Source organism: Vibrio sp. ZF 223 (genome assembly GCF_003050585.1).
GTDB classification, from domain to species: domain Bacteria; phylum Pseudomonadota; class Gammaproteobacteria; order Enterobacterales; family Vibrionaceae; genus Vibrio; species Vibrio crassostreae.
Map to the genome: position 1 here is coordinate 172626 of NZ_PIGB01000012.1, position 21047 is coordinate 193672.

Annotated in this window: 19 protein-coding genes and 3 tRNA genes; 12 read left to right on the forward strand and 10 right to left on the reverse strand. The window is 44.0% G+C overall.

Annotated features, from left to right (window positions below):
- Positions 1-166: 166 nt before the first annotated feature.
- Entirely contained in the window at positions 167-2818 is a 2652-nt protein-coding gene (locus tag CWO13_RS20145) for a beta-N-acetylhexosaminidase (protein WP_102431664.1), read from the reverse strand.
- A 404-nt stretch (positions 2819-3222) separates the two neighbouring features.
- Here CWO13_RS20145 and CWO13_RS20150 point away from each other — a divergent pair, with 404 nt between their 5' ends.
- Positions 3223-4110: a TraB/GumN family protein gene (locus CWO13_RS20150; RefSeq protein WP_102431665.1), complete on the forward strand. Its 888-nt coding sequence runs from the start codon at positions 3223-3225 to the stop codon at positions 4108-4110.
- Between the two features lie 121 nt (positions 4111-4231).
- The gene (locus CWO13_RS20155) at positions 4232-4654 is read left to right on the forward strand and encodes a hypothetical protein (protein ID WP_102431666.1); all 423 of its coding nucleotides are present in this window, start codon (positions 4232-4234) and stop codon (positions 4652-4654) included.
- Positions 4655-4927: 273 nt separating this feature from the next.
- Here the strand turns inward: CWO13_RS20155 and CWO13_RS20160 are convergent.
- Positions 4928-5004, reverse strand: a tRNA-Pro gene (locus CWO13_RS20160).
- 255 nt (positions 5005-5259) lie between these two features.
- Between CWO13_RS20160 and CWO13_RS20165 the strand changes: the two genes are divergently transcribed.
- From CWO13_RS20165 to rluF, 3 genes are all read left to right on the forward strand, one after another.
- Positions 5260-5400: a DUF3149 domain-containing protein gene (locus tag CWO13_RS20165; protein ID WP_017062321.1), complete on the forward strand. Its 141-nt coding sequence runs from the start codon at positions 5260-5262 to the stop codon at positions 5398-5400.
- Between the two features lie 188 nt (positions 5401-5588).
- Positions 5589-6170: a DNA endonuclease SmrA gene (gene smrA, locus CWO13_RS20170; RefSeq protein ID WP_108083433.1), complete on the forward strand. Its 582-nt coding sequence runs from the start codon at positions 5589-5591 to the stop codon at positions 6168-6170.
- 176 nt (positions 6171-6346) lie between these two features.
- On the forward strand, positions 6347-7480 hold the full coding sequence (gene rluF, locus CWO13_RS20175; protein WP_048659785.1) for a 23S rRNA pseudouridine(2604) synthase RluF: 1134 nt from the start codon (positions 6347-6349) through the stop codon (positions 7478-7480).
- Positions 7481-7586: 106 nt separating this feature from the next.
- Here rluF and ybaK read toward each other — a convergent pair whose 3' ends face one another.
- The 8 genes from ybaK to hemA form a co-directional block, all read right to left on the reverse strand.
- Positions 7587-8060 carry a Cys-tRNA(Pro) deacylase gene (gene ybaK, locus CWO13_RS20180; protein ID WP_102431679.1) on the reverse strand — a complete coding sequence of 158 codons (474 nt, stop codon included), beginning with the start codon at positions 8058-8060 and terminating at the stop codon, positions 7587-7589.
- 118 nt (positions 8061-8178) lie between these two features.
- Positions 8179-9840 (reverse strand): bifunctional UDP-sugar hydrolase/5'-nucleotidase UshA, encoded by a 1662-nt coding sequence (gene ushA / locus CWO13_RS20185; RefSeq protein ID WP_048659781.1) that lies wholly within the window; start codon positions 9838-9840, stop codon positions 8179-8181.
- Between the two features lie 506 nt (positions 9841-10346).
- Complete coding sequence (kdsA, locus tag CWO13_RS20190; protein WP_017069619.1) at positions 10347-11201, reverse strand: 3-deoxy-8-phosphooctulonate synthase; 855 nt, start codon at positions 11199-11201, stop codon at positions 10347-10349.
- A gap of 22 nt (positions 11202-11223) precedes the next feature.
- Complete coding sequence (locus tag CWO13_RS20195) at positions 11224-12033, reverse strand: SirB1 family protein (protein ID WP_017069620.1); 810 nt, start codon at positions 12031-12033, stop codon at positions 11224-11226.
- A 28-nt stretch (positions 12034-12061) separates the two neighbouring features.
- A complete protein-coding gene (locus tag CWO13_RS20200) occupies positions 12062-12445 on the reverse strand; it encodes a SirB2 family protein (RefSeq protein WP_009848726.1) in 384 nt (127 codons plus the stop codon).
- Positions 12446-12649: 204 nt separating this feature from the next.
- On the reverse strand, positions 12650-13510 hold the full coding sequence (gene prmC / locus CWO13_RS20205; RefSeq protein ID WP_102431677.1) for a peptide chain release factor N(5)-glutamine methyltransferase: 861 nt from the start codon (positions 13508-13510) through the stop codon (positions 12650-12652).
- Between the two features lie 5 nt (positions 13511-13515).
- Positions 13516-14604 (reverse strand): peptide chain release factor 1, encoded by a 1089-nt coding sequence (gene prfA / locus CWO13_RS20210; RefSeq protein ID WP_019821589.1) that lies wholly within the window; start codon positions 14602-14604, stop codon positions 13516-13518.
- A gap of 28 nt (positions 14605-14632) precedes the next feature.
- Positions 14633-15892, reverse strand: a complete 1260-nt coding sequence (gene hemA, locus CWO13_RS20215) for a glutamyl-tRNA reductase (RefSeq protein WP_048659779.1) — start codon at positions 15890-15892, stop codon at positions 14633-14635.
- 160 nt (positions 15893-16052) lie between these two features.
- Here hemA and lolB point away from each other — a divergent pair, with 160 nt between their 5' ends.
- The 7 genes from lolB (at position 16053) to CWO13_RS20250 (ending at position 20954) form a co-directional block, all read left to right on the forward strand.
- Positions 16053-16700, forward strand: coding sequence for a lipoprotein insertase outer membrane protein LolB (lolB, locus tag CWO13_RS20220; RefSeq protein ID WP_102431676.1), 648 nt, complete (start codon positions 16053-16055; stop codon positions 16698-16700).
- On the forward strand, positions 16697-17572 hold the full coding sequence (gene ispE, locus CWO13_RS20225) for a 4-(cytidine 5'-diphospho)-2-C-methyl-D-erythritol kinase (RefSeq protein WP_048669175.1): 876 nt from the start codon (positions 16697-16699) through the stop codon (positions 17570-17572). The genes lolB and ispE overlap by 4 nt, the downstream gene beginning before the upstream one ends.
- A gap of 27 nt (positions 17573-17599) precedes the next feature.
- Positions 17600-18544, forward strand: coding sequence for a ribose-phosphate pyrophosphokinase (locus tag CWO13_RS20230; protein ID WP_004739814.1), 945 nt, complete (start codon positions 17600-17602; stop codon positions 18542-18544).
- A gap of 208 nt (positions 18545-18752) precedes the next feature.
- Positions 18753-19343: an aminoacyl-tRNA hydrolase gene (pth, locus tag CWO13_RS20235; protein ID WP_004739815.1), complete on the forward strand. Its 591-nt coding sequence runs from the start codon at positions 18753-18755 to the stop codon at positions 19341-19343.
- Positions 19344-19353: 10 nt separating this feature from the next.
- On the forward strand, positions 19354-20445 hold the full coding sequence (gene ychF / locus CWO13_RS20240; RefSeq protein ID WP_010439159.1) for a redox-regulated ATPase YchF: 1092 nt from the start codon (positions 19354-19356) through the stop codon (positions 20443-20445).
- A gap of 280 nt (positions 20446-20725) precedes the next feature.
- A tRNA-Met gene (locus tag CWO13_RS20245) sits at positions 20726-20802 on the forward strand.
- A 67-nt stretch (positions 20803-20869) separates the two neighbouring features.
- Positions 20870-20954, forward strand: a tRNA-Leu gene (locus CWO13_RS20250).
- Positions 20955-21047: the final 93 nt, after the last annotated feature.

Sequence of the window (21047 nt, forward strand, 5' to 3'; positions counted from 1 at the left end):
TTGGGATTAAAGTCACCTTATGTGCATTGTTGACGATATAAACAAAGGCGATTTCTATATGTTTCAGTTTTGGATAAACACCTAATTCGCATCAAACAAAAAGAGCTCCCGTTTTATCTTGAATAAGATAAAGGTCAGGAGCTCTTTTACTAATAGTGCTTATCGATTATTTAACTGAGGTAACTCGACTTACTTTCTCACCACTTTCTGAAATAGAGCGGATGTAAGTTTCACCAGAGACCGATGGACGTTGTTGCTCATCATACGTTAGCCACTTTTCACCATCTGCTGAGTATTGAAGCTCTACACCTGGGAATTGAACGTTCATCGCTAACTTACCATCCACAACCAGAGCGCCCGGCACGGGTAGTCGGTAATCAATGCCCGCTTTTTCAAGCTTAGCCAGTTCACGTTGACCCACGATATTGGCGAAGCGATTGAAGTCGCTGTTTAGCGCTTGCTTATTCACTAGGTTAGTTTCTTGAGAGTATTCAACGCCAACCTTGTAGTCGTTTTCCCAATCTGCTCGGTGCCATGCGCGCTCTGCTGCTGCTAGTACGCGAGGGAACACCATGTATTCATATTGCTCATCGTTACGTACTGTCTCAGACCAAAGCTGTGCTGATAGACCGTAGAAAGGTTTCGCTTCGATTTCACCTTTGCCAATAAAGCCGTTGCCATCGCGGTCTACAGATGTTTCCGCGTTTTGAGGCATATTCTCTGGTGCAAAACCAAACATTTTACGAGTATCGGTTGCACGAGTACCCCAATAGTAACCACGCTCTTTCGAGTCAACCTCATATGGGAAGTCCATGTACACGTAGTCTGGGTTAGAAGCGATCACGTCGTAACCTTTCTTAGACCACTCGTACACTGATGATGTGCCCCCCCAGTAAAGAACGTCCCAGAAGTTAACGCGTGTGTTTTCTGTTGCGAACGCATTCTCACCTTCACTGTACTTAAGGCCATCTTGCCAAGCTTGGAAGTTTGGAATGCCCTTCTCAGCAACAATCTTAGACACCTCTTCTGCAAAGTGGCTTGGCAGGTGACCGAAATCACTTACTGTACCGTCTGCAATTAATTTCTGACATTGTGGAGACTGTTGGAATGGCTTATCTTGCTTAGACAAGTCAATGTTACCTTTCCAAGCCACTTTATCTTCTGCATTAATATCTTGTAAGCCAGCGCCTAACTTGATGTTTTTCGCTTCATCGCCACCAAAGTGCCAAGTCGTTAGCGGAACACCCGCTTCTTGGTGCATTGCTGCCACTTCAGAGATCACTTTATCAACAAAGTGCGTCGAAGATTCCATACATGGGTTAATGAAGCTTTGCTTATCGTAGAACTGAACCGTGGTTACGTTCGATGTATCTAGTGGATCCATCAAGCGGTATTCATTTGCTGCCGCTTCTTTACCTTCCGCCATTAGACGAGTGTAACGCGCTTCCATCGACACCACAGCAGAACGAGCGTGTGCTGGCATATCAATTTCTGGAATTACTTCGATGCTGCGCGCTTTTGCGTAGCTTAAGATCTCGACGTAATCCGCTTTACTAAAGAAACCAGAGCCAAAGTTGTCTGTTGTTGGACCTGACCCTAGCTGAGGCAGTAAACAGCTTTGCTCTTCCAAATCAAAACAACGATTAGACCCTACATCCGTTAGCTCTGGTAAACCTGGAATTTCTAAACGCCAGCCTTCATCATCTGTTAGGTGAAGGTGCAGTTTATTCATCTTGTATGCCGCCATTTGGTCTAGCGTTGCTAGGATGGCATCTTTTGAGTGGAAGTTTCGAGCTACATCCACCATCACACCACGGTAATCAAAGCGCGGTGCATCTTTGATCGACAGTTGTGGTAATGATTCAGCGTTCTGACTATCTATTAGGCCAAAAATAGACTGAACTGCGTAGAAAGCACCCGTTTTATCAAACGCTTTAATCGCAATCCCCTCTTCCGAGATGCTTAGTTCATAAGCGCCAGATTTTGCTAAATCACCCGTAAACTGAGTAGGAACAACGGCAACACTTACAGGAAGGTCACCACTCACATCTACGTTTACCACATCTGCACGTTCTTCAATTGCAGCGAACTGATCAGCGTCGAATGCGTCTTTTGGTAAAGCAATACCACCAGCAATACTTACTGAACCTTCACCCGCTTCTACCGACATTGGCGTTGGCAATAGCGTTGTTGATACATCTTGAGTTGCTAGATCAGCATTCTTTTCAAAACGCGTCACCGCTGTCGCCATTACGTTATTATCATCAGGCGTACGCTTAAGGTTATTACCCTCAAGGCCGGTTACGAACGATGCAACATCTTCTGTATTCAATGATGCAATCATCTTAGGTTCTGCGTTTGGCGCCGTCACGAATGCACCTGGCATAAAGTCAGTTTCAAACAGTTGCCAGTATTCACTCGTTAACGGAAGAACCACTTCTTCACCAGCCGCAAAGCCGTCAAATTTTTCAGTAGGTTCTAGCTTGTGAAGGTCACCAGTAACGCGAGTGATCTTAAATTGCTCATTATCAACATCTAAAATAAGACGAATACTGTGGAAGTAGATGCTCCAATCTTTAGAGTCAATCGCTTCACCGTCATTGGTTAGCGTCATGTTCACTTTATTACATGACGCCCATTCAGCACCTAGGTCCTGACAAGCCAAGCCTTCATTCGCACCATGGTTAGTTAGAATTTCGTACTGAACATCAAGATTATCAGCCAGTGCATTCACTACTTTTTGTTCTGGTGCTTGCGTTACTGCACAACCTGTTAGGCCAGCCAATACCGCTACAGATAGTAAGTTTCTCTTCAACATCGTATTCACCCATAAATTAAAAATTGAGTAAGAAGCAAATTGGAGCGCTTCGAAAGTTAGATAAACTATATGGGCTTATTTTTTACCGTGAATTAAATCGAGCTAATAAAGTGATCGGCTTCAAATCTCAAAAATATTGATAAATTTAATTTAAATAAAATCATCAAGTTACAAGCATCGACACTTCCGTCATTTTAATTTTGACGTAAAAATTGAGAATTAAATCACAATCTTTTTAAAGGATTTCATAAAATCGTGTCGTTGATAGAGAGAAAGGTTTAAGAGTTTGTTCGGGTTGTTATACTTTTCGTACAAACAACGTGACATCGTTCTCAAAAAAAACCGTTAAAAAACACCGTCAAAATCGATTTTAACGAGTTTAATACTTCCTAAAGGAGCTCCCTTTGCGCCCACTCTGGTACATGGTTTTATTCGTTTTCGCTTTTTCAACAAGGCAAGCGCTCGCCGAGCCTCTTTATTGGCAAGCAAAAAAGGATGAACTGACACTCACTATCTTAGGTTCTGTGCACGTTGGGGACGATAGTATGTACCCACTTCCTTCAGCGATCACCGACACGCTAAAAAACAGTGATGGGTTAGTTATCGAAACGGATATCAGAAAATCTGATGGCGTTGTATATCCCCGCAACAAACTCACTACAGCCGATGTACTCAATGAAGAACAGCTGCAATTATTAATCGACATCTCAAAATCATTGGATATGCCGACGCAACAACTGCTTAGCTCACCGCCTTGGGCGACATCTCTTTCCATACAGATGCAGCAGTTAAAAAATCTTGGTTATGGGTCCGCAGGAGGCGTTGATGCGACGCTAGCTTACAAAGCGACTATCCAAGATGTCCCGGTGATCAGCTTAGAGCCTCTTCAATTCCAAATAGACTTGATGACAAAACAGAAGGACGACGGTAAGGAGTGGTTAGTCAGTAGCCTTGAGGAATTTGACCAAACTGATCGTGTGGTTCATTGCCTAATAGAAAGCTGGAAAGCGGGTGATTTAGCAAAACTGGAAGCCTTCGCAAAGCTCTCTGAGATGTCGCCTGAACTAGAGAAAGCATTTTTAACCGATCGAAACATAGACTGGGCAAACAAACTAGCAGCCAATGATTGGAAACTCGACTCAAAAGGGAACTACTTGATTGTGGTTGGTGCCTTACACCTAGTTGGAGAAGGCAACCTTTTACACTTGTTAAAAGAGAAAGGTTTTAATGTCACTCAACAATCACAAAGCCAACAGGCTCAGTGTCAATTTGAGATTAGTGACGACAGCTAGTTCAACTCGAAGCCATGACCTTCTCCTAATATAAGCATTACCTAATAACAGAATCATTACATTTAATAGCACCATTGGGGTGCTATTATCTTTCGCTCTTTCTACCTACGGCGTTGTTCGAATGAAACCAGTACTTTTTGCTTTCCCTTTAGCCCTCACGATGCTGATGCCCTCAATAGCCTCAGCCAAAGAAACGTGCACCATTGAACAGTTTCAGGCTATAGATATTCAACCTGATGCTAAAGGCGGTGTCTTAGATAAAGAAAGCGGACAGTTCTTGATTACTGAGAAGCCACCAATGCGATGCGCGAACATTACGTTCACGACGTCTACAACACGCAACCGTATCGCAAGCCAAATGAATAGTAATTTTGAAGCAAGCTTTTACGATGGCAAGACGGGTAACTCTCACTCGGTGACTTTTAACGAAGATGAAGTACAAGCAGGTTACATTCGAATAGGCCCTAATAAACCAGCTGAAGCGTATGTTTGCTTTGTCACTTCAGAGACTCCAATCAAAAACATCACCTGTGATGTCAAGTAAACAGGTTTGGGGCTACTGGCTATTGGGTCAACCCTTGTCTCTATAAAGGGCATTTAGAACAACAAGAGATTCCCGACTCGCTCTAGGGAATGACGTACATACCGGAAAGCAAAAAAGCCGTAGCACCTTCTACTACAAAGAGTGCTACGGCTTTCTTTTATGTGGTCGGTGAAGAGCTATTTTGAACATCAGGCGAACCCCACCTAGGTTCAAATCCCATTTCCCTTCCCCTGAAACGACGAAAGCCTGCTCAATGAGCAGGCTTTCTAAATGTGGTCGGTGAAGAGGGATTCGAACCCCCGACCCTCTGGTCCCAAACCAGATGCGCTACCAAGCTGCGCTATTCACCGAGATATCTAACTGGCTGATTGCCTGTCGATGGAGCGTATAATACGGATTCTGAATTTATCCGCAAGCGCTTTTTCTCATATTTATTGTGAATTCCAATCGTTCGAACAAAAGACATACAACAACTCGCTTGATGTGACGAAAAACACACAGTTACCAACAAGTATTTAACTTATGAAACAGAATTGATCCAGATCAGTGAATTGATAACACCACTTAATACACTAACCCGTGTCATATAACTTTGAGGTATACACATGGACTTTTGGCTAGATCTCCTATTTGGTAATGCGGTGGGACTATCTTCAATGATAGTAATCTTCGGGGCTCTGGGTCTCATGATGTTTTATGGAGGCTTCTTCATCTACAAAGTTATGACTGAAAAATCTCCTCACTAGAATCGCTCAGCCTAAATCATTTACTTTTAAGCATTGTTTTACTTTATAAGTATTACTTTATTTTATAACTAAATGTAAAAACGCTTTGCACCGGAGCAGACTTATTGTCTTCTCCGGTTTTTTCATTTTTAAACCCAGCCTCAACTTAGGTATACTTACCCTATCCTTCCCAACTTGAGATACACAATATGTCTCATGATGACGACTTAGATCTCTTCCAAGAAATGATGGGCGATGTTAAACGTATCGACCATGACACCGCTGAACACCAAAAAGTACACCGAGTCACAGAATCTCACCTTGCTAAGCGTGAAGCCGCTATGTGGCTGTCTGACGACGAGAAAGACTACTTATCATTAGACTATTCGCCAATGATCAAGCCAGACGATGTCGTTGCTTATAAAAAAGACGGTGTACAAGAAGGCGTATACAAAAAGCTGCGCCTAGGCAAATACCCTATTCAAGCCAAGCTCGACCTTCATAGAAAAACACTGAAAGACGCACGTAACGAAGTGCTTTCATTTTTGCGTCAGTGTTTAAGAATGGATGTTCGTACCGTCATCATTGTTCACGGTAAGGGAGAGCGTTCGGACCCACCAGCAATGATGAAAAGCTACGTGGCAAATTGGCTCACGCAAATCAACGACGTTCAATGTGTTCATTCTGCTCAGCAATTTCATGGTGGTACGGGCGCTGTCTATGTCATGCTCAGAAAGAGTAATGAGAAAAAGCTAGAGAACAGAGAGCGCCATCAAAAGCGCACCAGTTAATAGGTTGAGATAGATAAACGGGCGAATAACGATTTGGCATCAGGATCGATATTTCGTGCCTAGACTCACACCAAGTGCTAAAATTGCCTCAGTTAACGAATTCCAACTCAAAGCAACTATCCAAAGGTTGCTTTTTGTTTATTTATATTTCCGTTGTGAAACGCTAAGAGAATATCATGTCACAAGAATCCCAAGCTAAACGCCTTAATAAATACATCAGTGAAACTGGTTTTTGCTCACGCCGCGAAGCCGATAAACTCATTGATGCAGGCCGAGTTACTATTAACGGTAAGATCCCTGAGATGGGCACTAAAGTCTTGCCAGGTGATGATGTTGAGATCGACAATAAGCCTGTTCGCTCAAAAGAGAAGCCGATTTACATTGCTCTTAATAAACCAACAGGTATCACCTGTACGACTGAGCGTGATATTCCTGGCAACATCGTCGACTTTATCGGCCACCACAAGCGTATTTTCCCTATTGGCCGCTTAGATAAACCTTCTGATGGCCTTATCTTCTTGACCAACGATGGCGACATCGTAAACAAAATCCTACGTGCAGGTAACAATCACGAGAAAGAATACGTGGTGCGTGTAGATAAGCCGATTACGACTGAGTTTTTGAAGCAAATGGGCGCTGGTGTCCATATTCTCGATACTGTTACCTTGCCATGTAAGGTCGAGAAAGAAACCAAGTTCTCATTCCGAATTACACTAACACAAGGCCTTAACCGCCAAATTCGCCGTATGTGTGAAGCGCTCGGTTACGAAGTATTTAAGCTGCGCCGTGTTCGTATTATGAATATCTCACTAGACGGTATTCCTAACGGCAAATGGCGCTACCTGAGCGACGAAGAGATCACCGAGATCTTGGCGATGTGTGAAGGTTCAGTAAGTACGGAAGATGCGTCAAAAATGAACGCGAAAGGTCAACGTATTCGTAAAGCGACTGACGCGAAACTTTTTGACAGCCGTGAAGAGAACCAAACTTCAACAGCACGTCGCAATCAAAAAGAGAACCGTACTCGCACTTACCGCGGTAACAATGCGGATGAATTCCGTCATGCGCCTAATTCAAAGCGTGGCCGCAATTCGTCGAACGGTGAAAGCGGTGGTAATACCGAGAACTGGAAATCAAACTCTCGTTCAGAGCGCTCTAATTCAGATAGAAACCGTTCGGATCGCAATCGTACCGATCGCGACAATACCGATCGTAGAAGCGGTAAACCGGCAAACCGCAGCCAAGATTCAAACAGACCGAACAAACCTGCACCAAAGCGTGTTGGTGGTACTTTAGGTCTTAAGAAGTAGTCAGAATCAGTAAGACGAGACACCCGATATAAAAACGCCCGTTAGATTAGTCTAGCGGGCGTTTTTGTTGGTCATTCGATAGTTTTATCGTCATGATGACGACAATCTATAAACATAGATCAGCAAACTGGCCTCGAGTCAGTTTTACTAAATCTTTCGGATCTAACTCAATCTCTAGCCCGCGCTTCCCTGCACTCACACAGATCGTTTCAAAATCGGTTGCGGTAGAATGAACAAAGGTAGGCAGTGCTTTTTTCTGTCCAAGAGGACTAATTCCACCAACAACATAACCCGTGGTTTTCTGAGCAATATCTGGATCAGCCATCTCTGCTTTTTTGCCTTTCGCTGCTTTTGCTGCCAGCTTTAAGTTTAGCTTCTGATCGACAGGAATAACGGCAACCGCCAAATCTTTAGCGACACCGTTCAAACAGAACAACAGCGTTTTGAACACACGTTTTGGGTCCTGACCTAGCGCTTCAACGGCTTCCAATCCATAGTTGGTATTATTCGCATCATGATGATACTGATGCACACTATGAGCGATTTTCTTTTTCTTGGCGAGATTGATTGCAGGGGTCATAACAAATCCAAACGATAGATAAACAAAAAGCGACGCCGAGGCGTCGCTTTAGTTAAATTTATCATGGTGCTAGAGTCAATCTAATTTAGCCCCTATTGATACAATTGCTTGGATTCAATTACTTGTAAACCATTTGGCCTGAAGGTGCATACTTGTTTACGTCAACCGGGCTGTTTGCTTCTAGGTACTCTTTCAGTACTTCAGCGTCAACAAAGCCAGTGTTTACGTAACCAGGGTGGTCAGACAGTTTAGGGTAACCATCACCACCAGCTGCGTTGAAGCTTGGCACCGTGAAACGGTATGTTTCATCTAAACGTAGCTGTTTACCACCGATGAATACATTCGATACTTCACCGTTTGCCACTGTCATTGAGATACCAGCAAACTGTGCGTAAGCACCAGAATCGATTGGTTTAGTCGCCACTACATTTAGGTAATCTAGAACTTCTTTACCCGTCATGTCTGTGTAAGTCAGGATGTTTGCAAAAGGTTGTACTGTTAGTACGTCTTTGTAAGTCACATCACCGGCTTCAATTGAATCACGTACACCACCAGAGTTCATCACAGCGAAGTCTGCTTTTGCACGCTCCATGTGAGACGTTGCAATCAAACGACCTAGGTTAGTCTGTTGGAAACGAACAACGTTACGGTCGCCTTCAAGCTTGCCATTAGTTTCAGCAATTTGAACTTCTAGCTGTGCTTGACCTTGCTCTTGGAAAGGTCGTAGGAATTCAAGTAACTCTGGGTCTTGTGCGATTTCATCTTGAATAAGAACACGTTGCTTCTTACCGTCAATCTTAACTTTCTTTTTAAGGTTAACTGGAATCAGATCGTAGCTCACCATCTCTAGTTCGCCGTTACGGAATTCGTAATCAGCACGGCCTACGTACTTGCCCCACTCATGAGCTTGAACGATGTAAGTACCGTTCTGTACGTCAGGCTTACACTCATCACCCGGCTTGAAGTTTTTCTTCGCTACGTTAGGGCCTTCCATACATACAGGCTCTTGAGAGTGACCACCAACGATCATGTCTAGATCGCCTTCGTTTAGGTAACGAGCGAGTGCAACATCACCCGGAGCGTTAACACCACGTTGGCCATTTTCGTAGTGACCCATGTGAGTCACAGCAAAGATTAGATCCGGTTTTTCTGTTTCTTTAAGTTCAGCGATTAGCTTCTTCGCTTCTTCTTTAGGGTCACGGAAATCTATGCCTGCGATAAATTCAGGGTTACCAATCTTTTGGGTATCTTCAGTTGTTAAACCAATAACCGCAATCTTGATACCTTGCTTTTCAAACATTTCGTACGCTTGGAATTTACGTTCGCCTGTCGCTTTATCGTAGATGTTTGCAGATAACATTGGGAAGTTAGCCCAGTCGATCTGCTTTTGTAGTACGTCTAAAGAGTTATCAAACTCGTGGTTACCCAATGCCATTGCATCGTAACCAATTTTGTTCATACCTTTAAAATCAGGTTCTGCGTCCTGAAGGTCTGACTCTGGAACACCCGTGTTGATGTCACCGCCAGATAGAAGCAACACGCTACCGCCTTCTGCTTCAACTTCTGAACGAAGTTGGTCAACAAGCGTTTTACGCGCAGACATGCCGTATTCGCCGTATTTATTCTGCCAGAAACGACCATGGTTATCGTTTGTGTGAAGAATCGTTAGCTTGTAAGTTTCGTCTTGGTTCCAATCATGAGCTGATTGAGACGCACACCCAGCTAAAGTAGCTAGGATTGCAGCACTTAGTGCTGTCTTTAGAATAAGGCGTTGCTTCATTGTCATACCTTTGAACTTTTTAGGGGAATCCACTGCTTTTTATAATCTATTGCGACCCCTTTCCTGGAGTTCGAACAATAAGACTTCAACATGACTAATCTTAAATTAACATTCTAGATGTAACACGACGATTTCATATTTATGTCGAATTGGTCACGCATAGATCAACAGTTAAGTGTAACAAAATTATGAGATTACACTCAAACTTCCCCTGCATCACAGGCAATCGTTTACTTATAAAGTGTGATGAACATCAGTAATTTACTGTAAACAGGACAGACCTCACACACTCATGGTTATTTCTTAGGGAGTCAAAGATTCTGTTAACAAGGGTTTAATCATCTAGCGCTAATTAGCGCTCAAAAGAACAGATAAGCGCACAACGAAACGAACTGATACCCAGATAAACAAAAACGCCCAACTCTTAGAGTTGGGCGTTTATTTGATATCGTTAAATAACCACTTTAACTAATTTACATTAGCGAGTTATTTAACATCAGCTTCAGCTACTTAATATCGATGTGCTCAAAGCCTTTGATAAGGTCATCCAGTGCTTTCATCTGCTTCAAGAACGGCTCTAGTTTGTCTAGAGGTAGCGCAGATGGGCCATCACAGCGAGCTTGGTCTGGGTTAGGGTGAGCTTCAATGAACAGACCCGCAATACCTGTCGCAAGACCCGCTTTAGCAAGCTCAACCGTTTGCTCACGACGGCCGCCAGATGCAGCACCTGATGGGTCACGCATTTGTAGAGAGTGCGTCACATCGAAGATGATTGGGCTACCGTTTGAAGACTTCTTCATTACGCCAAAGCCAAGCATATCAACTACTAGGTTGTCGTAACCCATGCAAGCGCCACGCTCACAAAGGATGATGTTGTCGTTACCACACTCAGCGAACTTATCAACGATGTTGCCAACTTGGTTCGGGCTCATGAACTGAGGCTTCTTCACGTTGATTACTGCGCCAGTCTTAGCCATTGCTTCAACAAGATCAGTTTGACGAGCTAAGAATGCAGGTAGTTGGATCACATCAACCACATCCGCAACAGGCTGAGCTTGGGCTTCTGTGTGAATATCAGTAATGATCTTCACGCCGAAAGTGTCTTTCAGCTCTTGGAAGATTTTAAGACCTTCTTCCATGCCTGGACCACGGTATGAATGAACTGAGCTTCGATTCGCTTTATCGAAAGACGCCTTAAATACGTAAGGGATGCCCAGCTTCTCTGTTACTTTTACATAGTGCTCACAGATCTGCATAGCGAGATCGCGAGATTCAAGAACGTTCATGCCTGCAAATAGCGTAAATGGCTTGTCGTTAGCAATTGGCATATCGCCAATATGAACTGTTTTCTGTTCCATCATATTCTCTCTAAATAATTATTAATTAGTGAACAACCACTGTCTTTTCGTTCATGACGTTCACTTGAGATTTCAGTAACTCAGATGCAGGGTCATCTGGGCATTGGTCGATAAAGTATTGATAATCCGTTGCAGCCACTTGATGACAGTCTAGCTGCTGATAGATAAAACCGCGGTCACGGATTTCATACGGGTCATCCGGCACAAACGTTAACGCCAGATCGGTACACTTCAATGCAAGTGTATAACGCTCTTCTCGCAGCAGTGCACTCTTGAGCAGAGCTAACCACTTACCAATAATTGTTGGATGGTCGGCGACTTCCAAGTGCTCAGGTTTCACCTTAGCTAATGGGCCATCATGCCCAATTAACCATGCTCGCAACGTTTGTTCGCCAACGTACTCACCGTTATAAGGGTTAATGTAGGCCGCAGCTTGCCCGTACCAGCTTACTTTAAGTAAGAATTGAGTCGGGAAAGAGACGCCCTCTACAGGAAAGCCTAGCTTGCGACCTAGAAAAAGAAAGATCGCCCCCAGACTCACTGGAATGCCTTTCTTTCTCTCAAGCACTTTATCAATGAATGCGTTTTCTGAAGAGAAGTACGCGTCCTTATCGCCAGCAAAACCCCACTCGTAGAAAAATAGTCGAATAAAAGACTCAAACTTCTGCTGTTCGTCGGTTTCATGAACCAAAGCAAACTCAGCTTCTTTAAACAATCTTGCCAGCTCTTGCTCAGCCCAACTGTCTTGGGTTTCTGGGTTAATCGCTTTATTTAAGATCAATGCACCTTCAGCTAATTCTAGCTGGTCAAAGTCTTCATCAAAAAATTCGTACATAGATAGTTAACCGAAAATAAGGAGATAATTAACCGAAAAATGTTGGCGTCTTGGTCATTGCGATTTTGCCTGCCATTGCTAACCAGCCAAGTGCACCGAAGAAAGAGAAAACTCTCAATAGCTTGTTCTTACCTAGCTTAAGTGCAAAGAAGCCCAATGCAATGTAAGCCATAACACAGGTTAGTTTTTCAGTTAACCATGGTGCTGCAGGTGTAAATGGAATAAAGCCGGTGATAAAAATCAAACCAATACCCGATAGCAGTAGCAACGAATCATTGATATGAGGAAAACGCTGCAAGAAAGGATGCTTAAGCTTTGGAGAGTTAGCCATCATAAGAGCGAAACGAATCGAAAGCAGCAGTGCGCTTATCGCAATCGTTAGTAAGTGAAAATGTTTTAAACCTTCGTACATGGTATTCCTTTATATTTTTATATGTGCTTTCGTTAACACGAGCCACACAATACCCGTTAATGCTCTGTATTTCTGCGTTAAATGCATCATCGGGTGAAATGTATTGTCGAGTTAAAGGTATCAATTTAGCAAGTTCATCATCTATTGCTCACAAGACGATTAACCGCAGCCGATGGACAGTCACTATCTATGAACAGTCACTAACTATGAACAGTAACGACCCAATGTCACTCGGTCATTACCACCGTAATCTTTCTCTGTGACAACATCGAGATAACCGAGCGCCTGCATTATCTCACGCACCGCCAAGCCTTGGTCGTAACCGTGTTCAAACGCCAACCAGCCTTCATTTTCCAAAAAGCCACGTGCATTTTCAGAAATATAGCGAATGTCAGCCAGTCCTTTCTCTTCAGCAACCAATGCGGTAATTGGCTCAAAACGCACATCCCCTTGAGATAAATGAGGATCATCTTTCTCAATATAAGGTGGGTTAGAGACAATCAGAGAGAACTTCACAGCTTCTTCAGAGCTCAAAGGCTCAAACCAACTGCCATGTAAAAACGTAGCGTTGGTGATGTTTAAGCGCTTCGCATTTTCTGTCGCCAGCTGCTGCGCTTCAGGGCGAAGATCAATACCCGTTACCTGTCGGTTCGGCATCTCTGACGCCAATGCTAACGCGATAGCACCTGTACCTGTCCCTAAATCTAGAATCGCACCTTGCTTGCCGTAAGTTTTATCCAAAGCCACCTCAACCAAACGCTCAGTATCTGGGCGTGGAATTAAGGTAGAAGGAGAAACTTTTAACGGCAGTGACCAAAACTCACGCTCACCGATAATATAAGCCACAGGCTCACCAGTTAAGCGACGTTTTAGAAGGGCATTGAATTCAGACTCTTGCTCTGAGGTGAGATGCTTCTCAGGCCAAGTCAGTAGGTAAGATCTTGGTTTATCTAAGGCGTGACAAAGCAGTACCGCTGCATCAATAGAGGGTGATGTGTTATCACCCTCTTGAAGCTTTACGATTGCTGCTTTTAAAGCACTTTCAACCGTATATGCTGACTGCATACAGGTTAGTTGTTCTCTGCAAGTGCAGCAAGCTGATCGGCTTGGTGCTCTTGAAGTACAGGATCAAGCAAGCTTTGCATGTCACCTTCAAGTACTTCGTTAAGACGGTAGATAGTAAGGTTGATACGGTGATCCGAAACACGACCTTGTGGGTAGTTGTACGTACGAATACGGTCACTACGGTCACCAGAACCTAATAGGTTACGACGTGTATCAGAAACCGCTGCCGCGCGGCGCTCTTCTTCTGCTTGAACAATACGAGCAGCAAGAACAGCCATCGCTTTCGCTTTGTTTTTATGCTGAGAACGCTCGTCCTGACACTCTACTACTGTACCCGTTGGTAAGTGAGTAATACGGATTGCTGAATCCGTGGTGTTAACGTGCTGACCACCCGCGCCTGATGCACGGAAAGTATCAATTTTAAGATCGCCCGCTTTGATTTCAGGCAGATCAGCTTCTGGGATCTCAGGCATAACTGCAACTGTACATGCTGACGTGTGAACACGGCCTTGAGATTCAGTTTCAGGTACACGTTGTACACGGTGACCGCCCGACTCAAACTTCATGGTGCCGTAAACAGCATCGCCGCTTACCTTAGCGATCATCTCTTTGTAGCCGCCTTGTTCAGAAGCATTGCTGCTCATGATTTCAACGCGCCAACCTTTCTTCTCAGCAAACTTAGAGTACATACGGAACAGGTTGCCCGCGAAGATACCCGCTTCATCACCACCCGCGCCTGCACGGATTTCAAGGAAACAGTTGCGCTCATCGTTTGGATCTTTTGGAATCAGAAGAATCTGTAGCTCATCAGTCAAACGTTCAATCGCCGCTTTTGCGTCTTTGATTTCGTCTTGAGCCATTTCACGCATTTCAGCGTCATCTTCGTTCGCCATCTCTTCAGCAGCTTCTAAATCTTCTTGAGCTTGCTGGTATGACTGGAAGCAAGCCGTTACTTCTTCTAGTTGAGAGTACTCTTTAGAAAGTGCACGGAATTTGTCTTGATTCCCGATTACATCTGGATCACCAAGTAGATGTTGAACTTCTTCATAGCGTTCAACAAGTGTTTCAAGCTTTACTAGAATCGAGGCTTTCATAATGTCTTATTCTGTTGGAGGTCTAATATTATTGAGGGTTTTCTAAGCCCAAACTCTGTCTAATGACCATTAATTTTGCAGGTTCTCCTTGCTCTGCTGCACTTTGAAGTGCGCGCGTTGGAGCATGGATCAATTTGTTTGTGAGCTTATTGCTTAGCTCAAGTAAGACTTTTTCAGGGTCACCGCCAGCGGCAAGTGATTGTAAACTCTTACTTAATAATTCTTCTCGGATTTCGTTGGCCGATTTACGGTAGTCACGAATACTGTCTACTGCTTGCAGTGAACGCATCCAACTCATGAATGCCGCACTTTCTTCGCTAACTATTGCTTCCGCTTGAATCGCTTCCACTTTGCGTTGTTCAATGTTGCCATCAACAATCGACTGCAGATCATCCACAGAATAAAGGTAGGCGTCGTTTAATTCGCCGACCTGAGATTCCACATCACGCGGAACCGCAATATCAACCAATAACATAGGTTGATGTTTTCTCGTCTTCAGCGCGGTCTCTACCATACCCTTACCTATAATCGGTAACGGACTGGCGGTTGAGCTGATCACGATATCCGCTCGATGCAGATGATCAGGGATCTCATTTAGGCTGATCACTTCAGCACCAAACTCTTCAGCCAGCCCTAAAGCACGCTCACGAGTTCGGTTAGCCACTATCATCTTGGTACAGCCATTTGCTGAAAGATGCTTAGCCACCAACTCAATCGTTTCACCCGCCCCCACCAATAACACGGTTGAATCGGCAATCGATTCAAATATGTGCTTGGCTAACGTACAAGCTGCGTAAGCAACCGAAACCGCGCTTCCGCCGATCTCCGTTTCAGTTCGAACACGCTTCGCGACAGAGAATGATTTCTGGAACAGTTTTTCCATTGAAGCATCAACAGATTTGTTCTCTCGCGAGTCTGTATAAGCTTGCTTCACCTGACCTAAGATCTGTGGCTCGCCCAATACTAAAGAGTCCAAACCACAAGCTACACGCATTAAATGTTTAATCGCAGCCTGCTCTTCATGGATATAAAGGCTTGGTTTTAGCTCTTCAGGGCTAACTTGATGGAAAACTGACAACCAATCGATCAACTTGTTTTTTGCCACGCCTTTGACGTCACAATACACTTCAGTTCGATTACAGGTAGAAAGTATGACACTTCCATTTACGTGTGCATTTGCGTTAAGTTGCTTGAGTGCCTCAGATAATTTATCTGGACCAAAAGCGACTTTTTCTCGCAATTCAACCGACGCTGTATTGTGATTGATACCTACGGCAAGCAAAGACATGTATCAGAAGTTCTCGATCAGGGAATGGAAACAAGGGGCGAATTTTACTTGATGCATGGCTCTATTTAAAGAGCAAGCGGGATTTGTTTTCCTGACTTCGTGAATTCAATGCTATAGTTGAAGCGTTTTTTAGATAAATTTGAACAAGTTGTGAGCAAATATGAGCAAGCTTCTCAAAATCACGTCTCTTATTTTTATGACCATAATTATGGTGGGTTGCTCGTCTATCCCAGAACAACCAACCAGCGTCGAGTGGCAAAGTCACCAAGATCGGCTTTTACAGATAGAAAACTATCAAGCGTCAGGCAAGCTCGCTTACATTTCCCCAGAGCAACGCCAAAGCCTCAATTTCATTTGGAAGCACTCTCCAAATAAAAGTCAATTAAGGCTTACGACGTTTCTCGGTCAAACCGCATTGAACCTAACCATTGATCCATCGGGTGCAAAAGTCGTGACCTATGATGACCAAATCTTTACTCATGCGAGTGCTTCAATCTTGGTTGAGCAGCTGACAGGCTTACAGATCCCCATTGATCATCTACCACAATGGTTCCTTGGCATTCCAGACCAAGCCGATTCCTATCAACTCAACAGCACCAACACGCTTGAATCTCTGTCCAAACAAGTCAGCAGTCAATTATGGACACTGAATTTTGCTAACTATCGCAATACAGAGATGCCGAGTAAGCAACTATCGAATGAAGACAACGCAAAAGTAGAGACAATCCCACTCCCTACTCGATTGTCATTCAAGCAAAACGAGAACAAAATCAACATTGTAGTTTCGAAGTGGACACTGAAAAAATGATAACAACGCCAACCCATTGGCCCTCTCCGGCTAAACTGAATTTATTTCTCTATATCACTGGTCGACGTGACAATGGCTATCACGAACTTCAAACCTTATTTCAGTTTGTCGATTTTGGTGATGAACTGACGGTCACTGCAAATAAAAAAACAAGTGCGATCACAATAAGCCCTGCAATTCCGGGCGTTGCTACAGAAGACAACCTTATTTGGAAAGCGGCTACGGCCCTTCAACAATACACATCGACCTCTTTCGGTGCGGATATTGAACTCAAGAAAGTGCTGCCTATGGGTGGTGGTATTGGTGGAGGCTCTTCAAACGCAGCAACCGTGTTGGTCGCCCTGAATTATTTATGGCAACTCAACCTCTCGGATGATCAGCTCGCTAAGATCGGTTTGAAGCTTGGTGCTGACGTTCCTGTCTTCGTTCGAGGCTACGCCGCCTTTGCTGAAGGCGTTGGAGAACAGCTACAGCCAGCTAATCCGGATGAGAAATGGTATCTTGTGGTTAAACCTCAAGTGAGCATAGCAACTGTAGACATATTCACACATTCAGAATTAACTCGAAACACGCCAAAGCGAGCGCTATCAACGCTTCTAGAGCAAGAATACGTAAACGATTGCGAAAAAATTGTGCGAATGCTGTACCCAGAGGTTGATAAGCAACTTTCATGGCTGCTACAATACGCGCCGTCGAGATTGACTGGCACAGGTTCGTGCGTTTTTGCTGAATTTAACAGCGAAAAAGACGCCGAATTGGTGCGAGAACAACTGCCTGACACAGTTTCCGCTTTCGTAGCGAAAGGAAGAAACATTTCTCCTTTAAAAGAAACTCTGGCTGAATACCAATCAGCCCACCCACAATCTATTTAAAACTGGACGCAACCCGAGGTTTCCACCGTGCCTGATATGAAGCTATTTGCTGGTAACGCAACACCTGAACTAGCCCAACGTATTGCTGATCGTCTATACATCTCTCTTGGCGATGCTACTGTAGACCGTTTTTCTGATGGCGAAGTCGCTGTTCAAATCAATGAAAACGTTCGTGGTAGCGATGTATTCCTGATTCAATCAACTTGTGCACCAACCAATGACAACCTTATGGAATTGGTGGTAATGATTGACGCAATGCGCCGTGCTTCTGCTGGCCGTATTACTGCTGTAATCCCTTACTTCGGTTATGCCCGTCAAGATCGTCGTGTACGTTCTGCTCGTGTGCCAATTACTGCAAAAGTTGTTGCAGATTTCCTTTCTAACGTTGGCGTTGACCGCGTTCTTACTATCGACCTACACGCAGAGCAAATCCAAGGCTTCTTCGATGTACCAGTTGATAACATCTTCGGTACTCCAGTTCTTCTAGAAGACATGGCTAACCGTGGCCTAGAAAACCCAGTTGTGGTTTCTCCAGATCTTGGTGGTGTTGTACGTGCTCGTGCAACGGCTAAAGCGCTAGGTGATGTTGACATCGCTATCGTTGATAAGCGTCGTCCACGTGCTAACGTTTCTGAAGTAATGAACCTAATCGGTGATGTTGAAGGCCGTGACTGTGTTATCGTTGATGACATGATCGATACAGGTGGCACACTATGTAAAGCAGCTGAAGCACTTAAAGAGCGCGGTGCTAAGCGTGTATTCGCTTACGCAACTCACGCTGTTTTCTCTGGTACTGCTGCGAACAACATCAAGAACTCTGTTCTAGACCAAGTTATCGTAACGGATTCTATCTCTCTATCTCCAGAGATGGCTGCGACTGGTAAAGTGACAACACTTAGCCTTTCTCGCATGCTTGCTGAAGCGATTCGTCGTATCAGCAACGAAGAATCAATCTCAGCGATGTTCAACTAATCAGAGCTCAATAGCTTTGTTTTAGAAACACGTGAGAGAAAAACATTAAGCACTTCATTCAATGAAGTGCTTTTTTTATGTCTGAGTAATATTGCCCTACTAGTTATCACAAACAGGAATAATCGCGCAGCTATCAGCTAGCTCGCACCTTTTTCATAAACTGTGATATCATACGGCGCTTTTTGAAATCCCAAGAGAGATCCATACCTTGAGCCAACAAATAAAACTTCTCGTTGGACTGGCTAATCCAGGTCCAGAATACGCCAAAACTCGCCACAATGCGGGTGCTTGGGTAGTTGAAGAATTAGCGCGTGTACATAACGTGACACTAAAGAACGAACCAAAGTTCTTTGGCCTAACGGGTCGTATCATGGTTCACGGTGAAGATCTTCGTTTGCTGATCCCAACTACTTTTATGAACTTGTCAGGCAAAGCAGTTGCAGCCTTAGCAAAGTTCTACCAAATTAAACCTGAAGAGATCATGGTCGCTCACGACGAGTTAGATCTGCCTCCTGGTATTGGAAAGTTTAAAAAAGGTGGTGGTCATGGTGGACATAATGGTCTGAAAGACATCATCAGCAAACAGGGTAACAATAAAGAATTCTATCGTCTTAGATTAGGCATTGGCCATCCAGGACACAAAGATAAAGTTGCAGGTTATGTATTAGGCAAAGCTCCTCAAAAAGAGCAAGAGTGTATCGAGGCCGTCGTTGACGAATCGGTTCGCAGCCTAGACATCTTATTGAAAGATGGCCTACCAAAAGCACAAAATCGCTTACATACGTTCAAAGCAGAATAAGGTTTATATCATGGGTTTTAAATGTGGCATCGTTGGTCTACCAAACGTTGGTAAGTCAACTCTGTTTAACGCACTGACTAAAGCAGGCATCGAAGCAGCAAACTTTCCATTTTGTACGATCGAACCAAACACAGGTATCGTTCCGGTTCCAGATCTACGCTTAGATGCATTAGCAAAAATTGTTAATCCACAGAAGATCCTTCCAACGACAATGGAATTCGTAGATATCGCGGGCCTAGTAGCTGGCGCATCTAAAGGTGAAGGTCTTGGTAACAAATTCCTAGCTAACATCCGTGAAACTGACGCTATCGGTCACGTTGTGCGCTGCTTTGAAAATGAAAACATTGTTCACGTTGCTGGCAAAGTATCTCCAATCGAAGATATCGAAGTGATCAACCTTGAACTTGCACTGGCTGACTTAGACAGTTGTGAGCGTGCAATTCAACGTAACGCGAAGAAAGCAAAAGGCGGCGACAAAGACGCTAAATTCGAAATCACTGTACTAGAAAAGCTACTTCCAGTTCTAACAGAAGGTGGGATGGCGCGTACTGTTGAACTTGGCAAAGAAGAAGCGGCAGCAATCGGCTACCTAAACTTCCTAACGCTTAAGCCAACAATGTACATCGCAAACGTTGCAGAAGATGGTTTTGAAAATAACCCATACCTAGACGCTGTTCGTGAATACGCTGAAAACGAAAACAACGTAGTTGTTGCTGTTTGTGCAGCAATCGAATCTGAGCTTTCTGAACTTGACGACGAAGATCGCGAAGAGTTCCTAGCGGATATGGGTATCGAAGAGCCAGGTCTTAACCGAGTGATCCGCTCTGGTTACGAACTACTGACTCTTCAAACTTACTTCACAGCTGGCGTTAAAGAAGTTCGTGCTTGGACAATCCCTGTAGGTGCAACTGCGCCACAAGCAGCGGGTAAGATCCACACAGACTTCGAGAAAGGTTTCATCCGTGCTGAAGTTGTTGGATTTGATCACTTCATCGAATTTAACGGTGAGAGCGGAGCGAAAGACGCAGGTAAATGGCGCCTTGAAGGTAAAGAATACATTGTTAAAGATGGTGACGTTGTTCACTTCCGCTTCAACGTATAATTCTGATTAAACATCTAGAAAAAAGGCCAGTGAATTCACTGGCCTTTTTGTTTTTCCCCTTTCTAAATTGCCCCTCATCAGAAACTTAACTTCCTATATATATCGCCTTTTTGACCTGTTTTTTGTCGACAAATACGCCTCTTTGCCTAAAAAGAAACCGAACAGATGTTTATTCGCGATTTATTCAAAAAAAAAGTTGACGGGTTTCGCTCAACTACGCATAATGCGCCCCGTTCACAACGAAGCGGCAACGTCTCGAAATGAACGACAATTTGGAAATGGCTACTTAGCTCAGTTGGTTAGAGCACATCACTCATAATGATGGGGTCGCAGGTTCAAATCCCGCAGTAGCCACCATTTCCTAAGCACTCTGTTTGTTATTAAATACATGTTTATTAACGACAAGAGTTTTTAGGAAAGTAAAGCGGTCGTGGCGGAATTGGTAGACGCACCAGATTTAGGTTCTGGCGCCGAGAGGTGTGAGAGTTCAAGTCTCTCCGACCGCACCATATTGAGATATCTTAAGTGATATCATTGTTGGGCTATCGCCAAGCGGTAAGGCACTGGCTTTTGATGCCAGCATTCCCTGGTTCGAATCCAGG

What these genes read in the sequence shown, in the direction of transcription:
- CWO13_RS20145 (WP_102431664.1), bottom strand. Translation starts at nt 2,818, where the DNA reads ATGTTGAAGAGAAACTTACTATCTGTAGCGGTATTGGCTGGCCTAACA.
- CWO13_RS20155 (WP_102431666.1), top strand. Translation starts at nt 4,232, where the DNA reads ATGAAACCAGTACTTTTTGCTTTCCCTTTAGCCCTCACGATGCTGATG.
- CWO13_RS20165 (WP_017062321.1), top strand. Translation starts at nt 5,260, where the DNA reads ATGGACTTTTGGCTAGATCTCCTATTTGGTAATGCGGTGGGACTATCT.
- smrA (WP_108083433.1), top strand. Translation starts at nt 5,589, where the DNA reads ATGTCTCATGATGACGACTTAGATCTCTTCCAAGAAATGATGGGCGAT.
- rluF (WP_048659785.1), top strand. Translation starts at nt 6,347, where the DNA reads ATGTCACAAGAATCCCAAGCTAAACGCCTTAATAAATACATCAGTGAA.
- ybaK (WP_102431679.1), bottom strand. Translation starts at nt 8,060, where the DNA reads ATGACCCCTGCAATCAATCTCGCCAAGAAAAAGAAAATCGCTCATAGT.
- ushA (WP_048659781.1), bottom strand. Translation starts at nt 9,840, where the DNA reads ATGAAGCAACGCCTTATTCTAAAGACAGCACTAAGTGCTGCAATCCTA.
- kdsA (WP_017069619.1), bottom strand. Translation starts at nt 11,201, where the DNA reads ATGATGGAACAGAAAACAGTTCATATTGGCGATATGCCAATTGCTAAC.
- CWO13_RS20195 (WP_017069620.1), bottom strand. Translation starts at nt 12,033, where the DNA reads ATGTACGAATTTTTTGATGAAGACTTTGACCAGCTAGAATTAGCTGAA.
- CWO13_RS20200 (WP_009848726.1), bottom strand. Translation starts at nt 12,445, where the DNA reads ATGTACGAAGGTTTAAAACATTTTCACTTACTAACGATTGCGATAAGC.
- prmC (WP_102431677.1), bottom strand. Translation starts at nt 13,510, where the DNA reads ATGCAGTCAGCATATACGGTTGAAAGTGCTTTAAAAGCAGCAATCGTA.
- prfA (WP_019821589.1), bottom strand. Translation starts at nt 14,604, where the DNA reads ATGAAAGCCTCGATTCTAGTAAAGCTTGAAACACTTGTTGAACGCTAT.
- hemA (WP_048659779.1), bottom strand. Translation starts at nt 15,892, where the DNA reads ATGTCTTTGCTTGCCGTAGGTATCAATCACAATACAGCGTCGGTTGAA.
- lolB (WP_102431676.1), top strand. Translation starts at nt 16,053, where the DNA reads ATGAGCAAGCTTCTCAAAATCACGTCTCTTATTTTTATGACCATAATT.
- ispE (WP_048669175.1), top strand. Translation starts at nt 16,697, where the DNA reads ATGATAACAACGCCAACCCATTGGCCCTCTCCGGCTAAACTGAATTTA.
- ychF (WP_010439159.1), top strand. Translation starts at nt 19,354, where the DNA reads ATGGGTTTTAAATGTGGCATCGTTGGTCTACCAAACGTTGGTAAGTCA.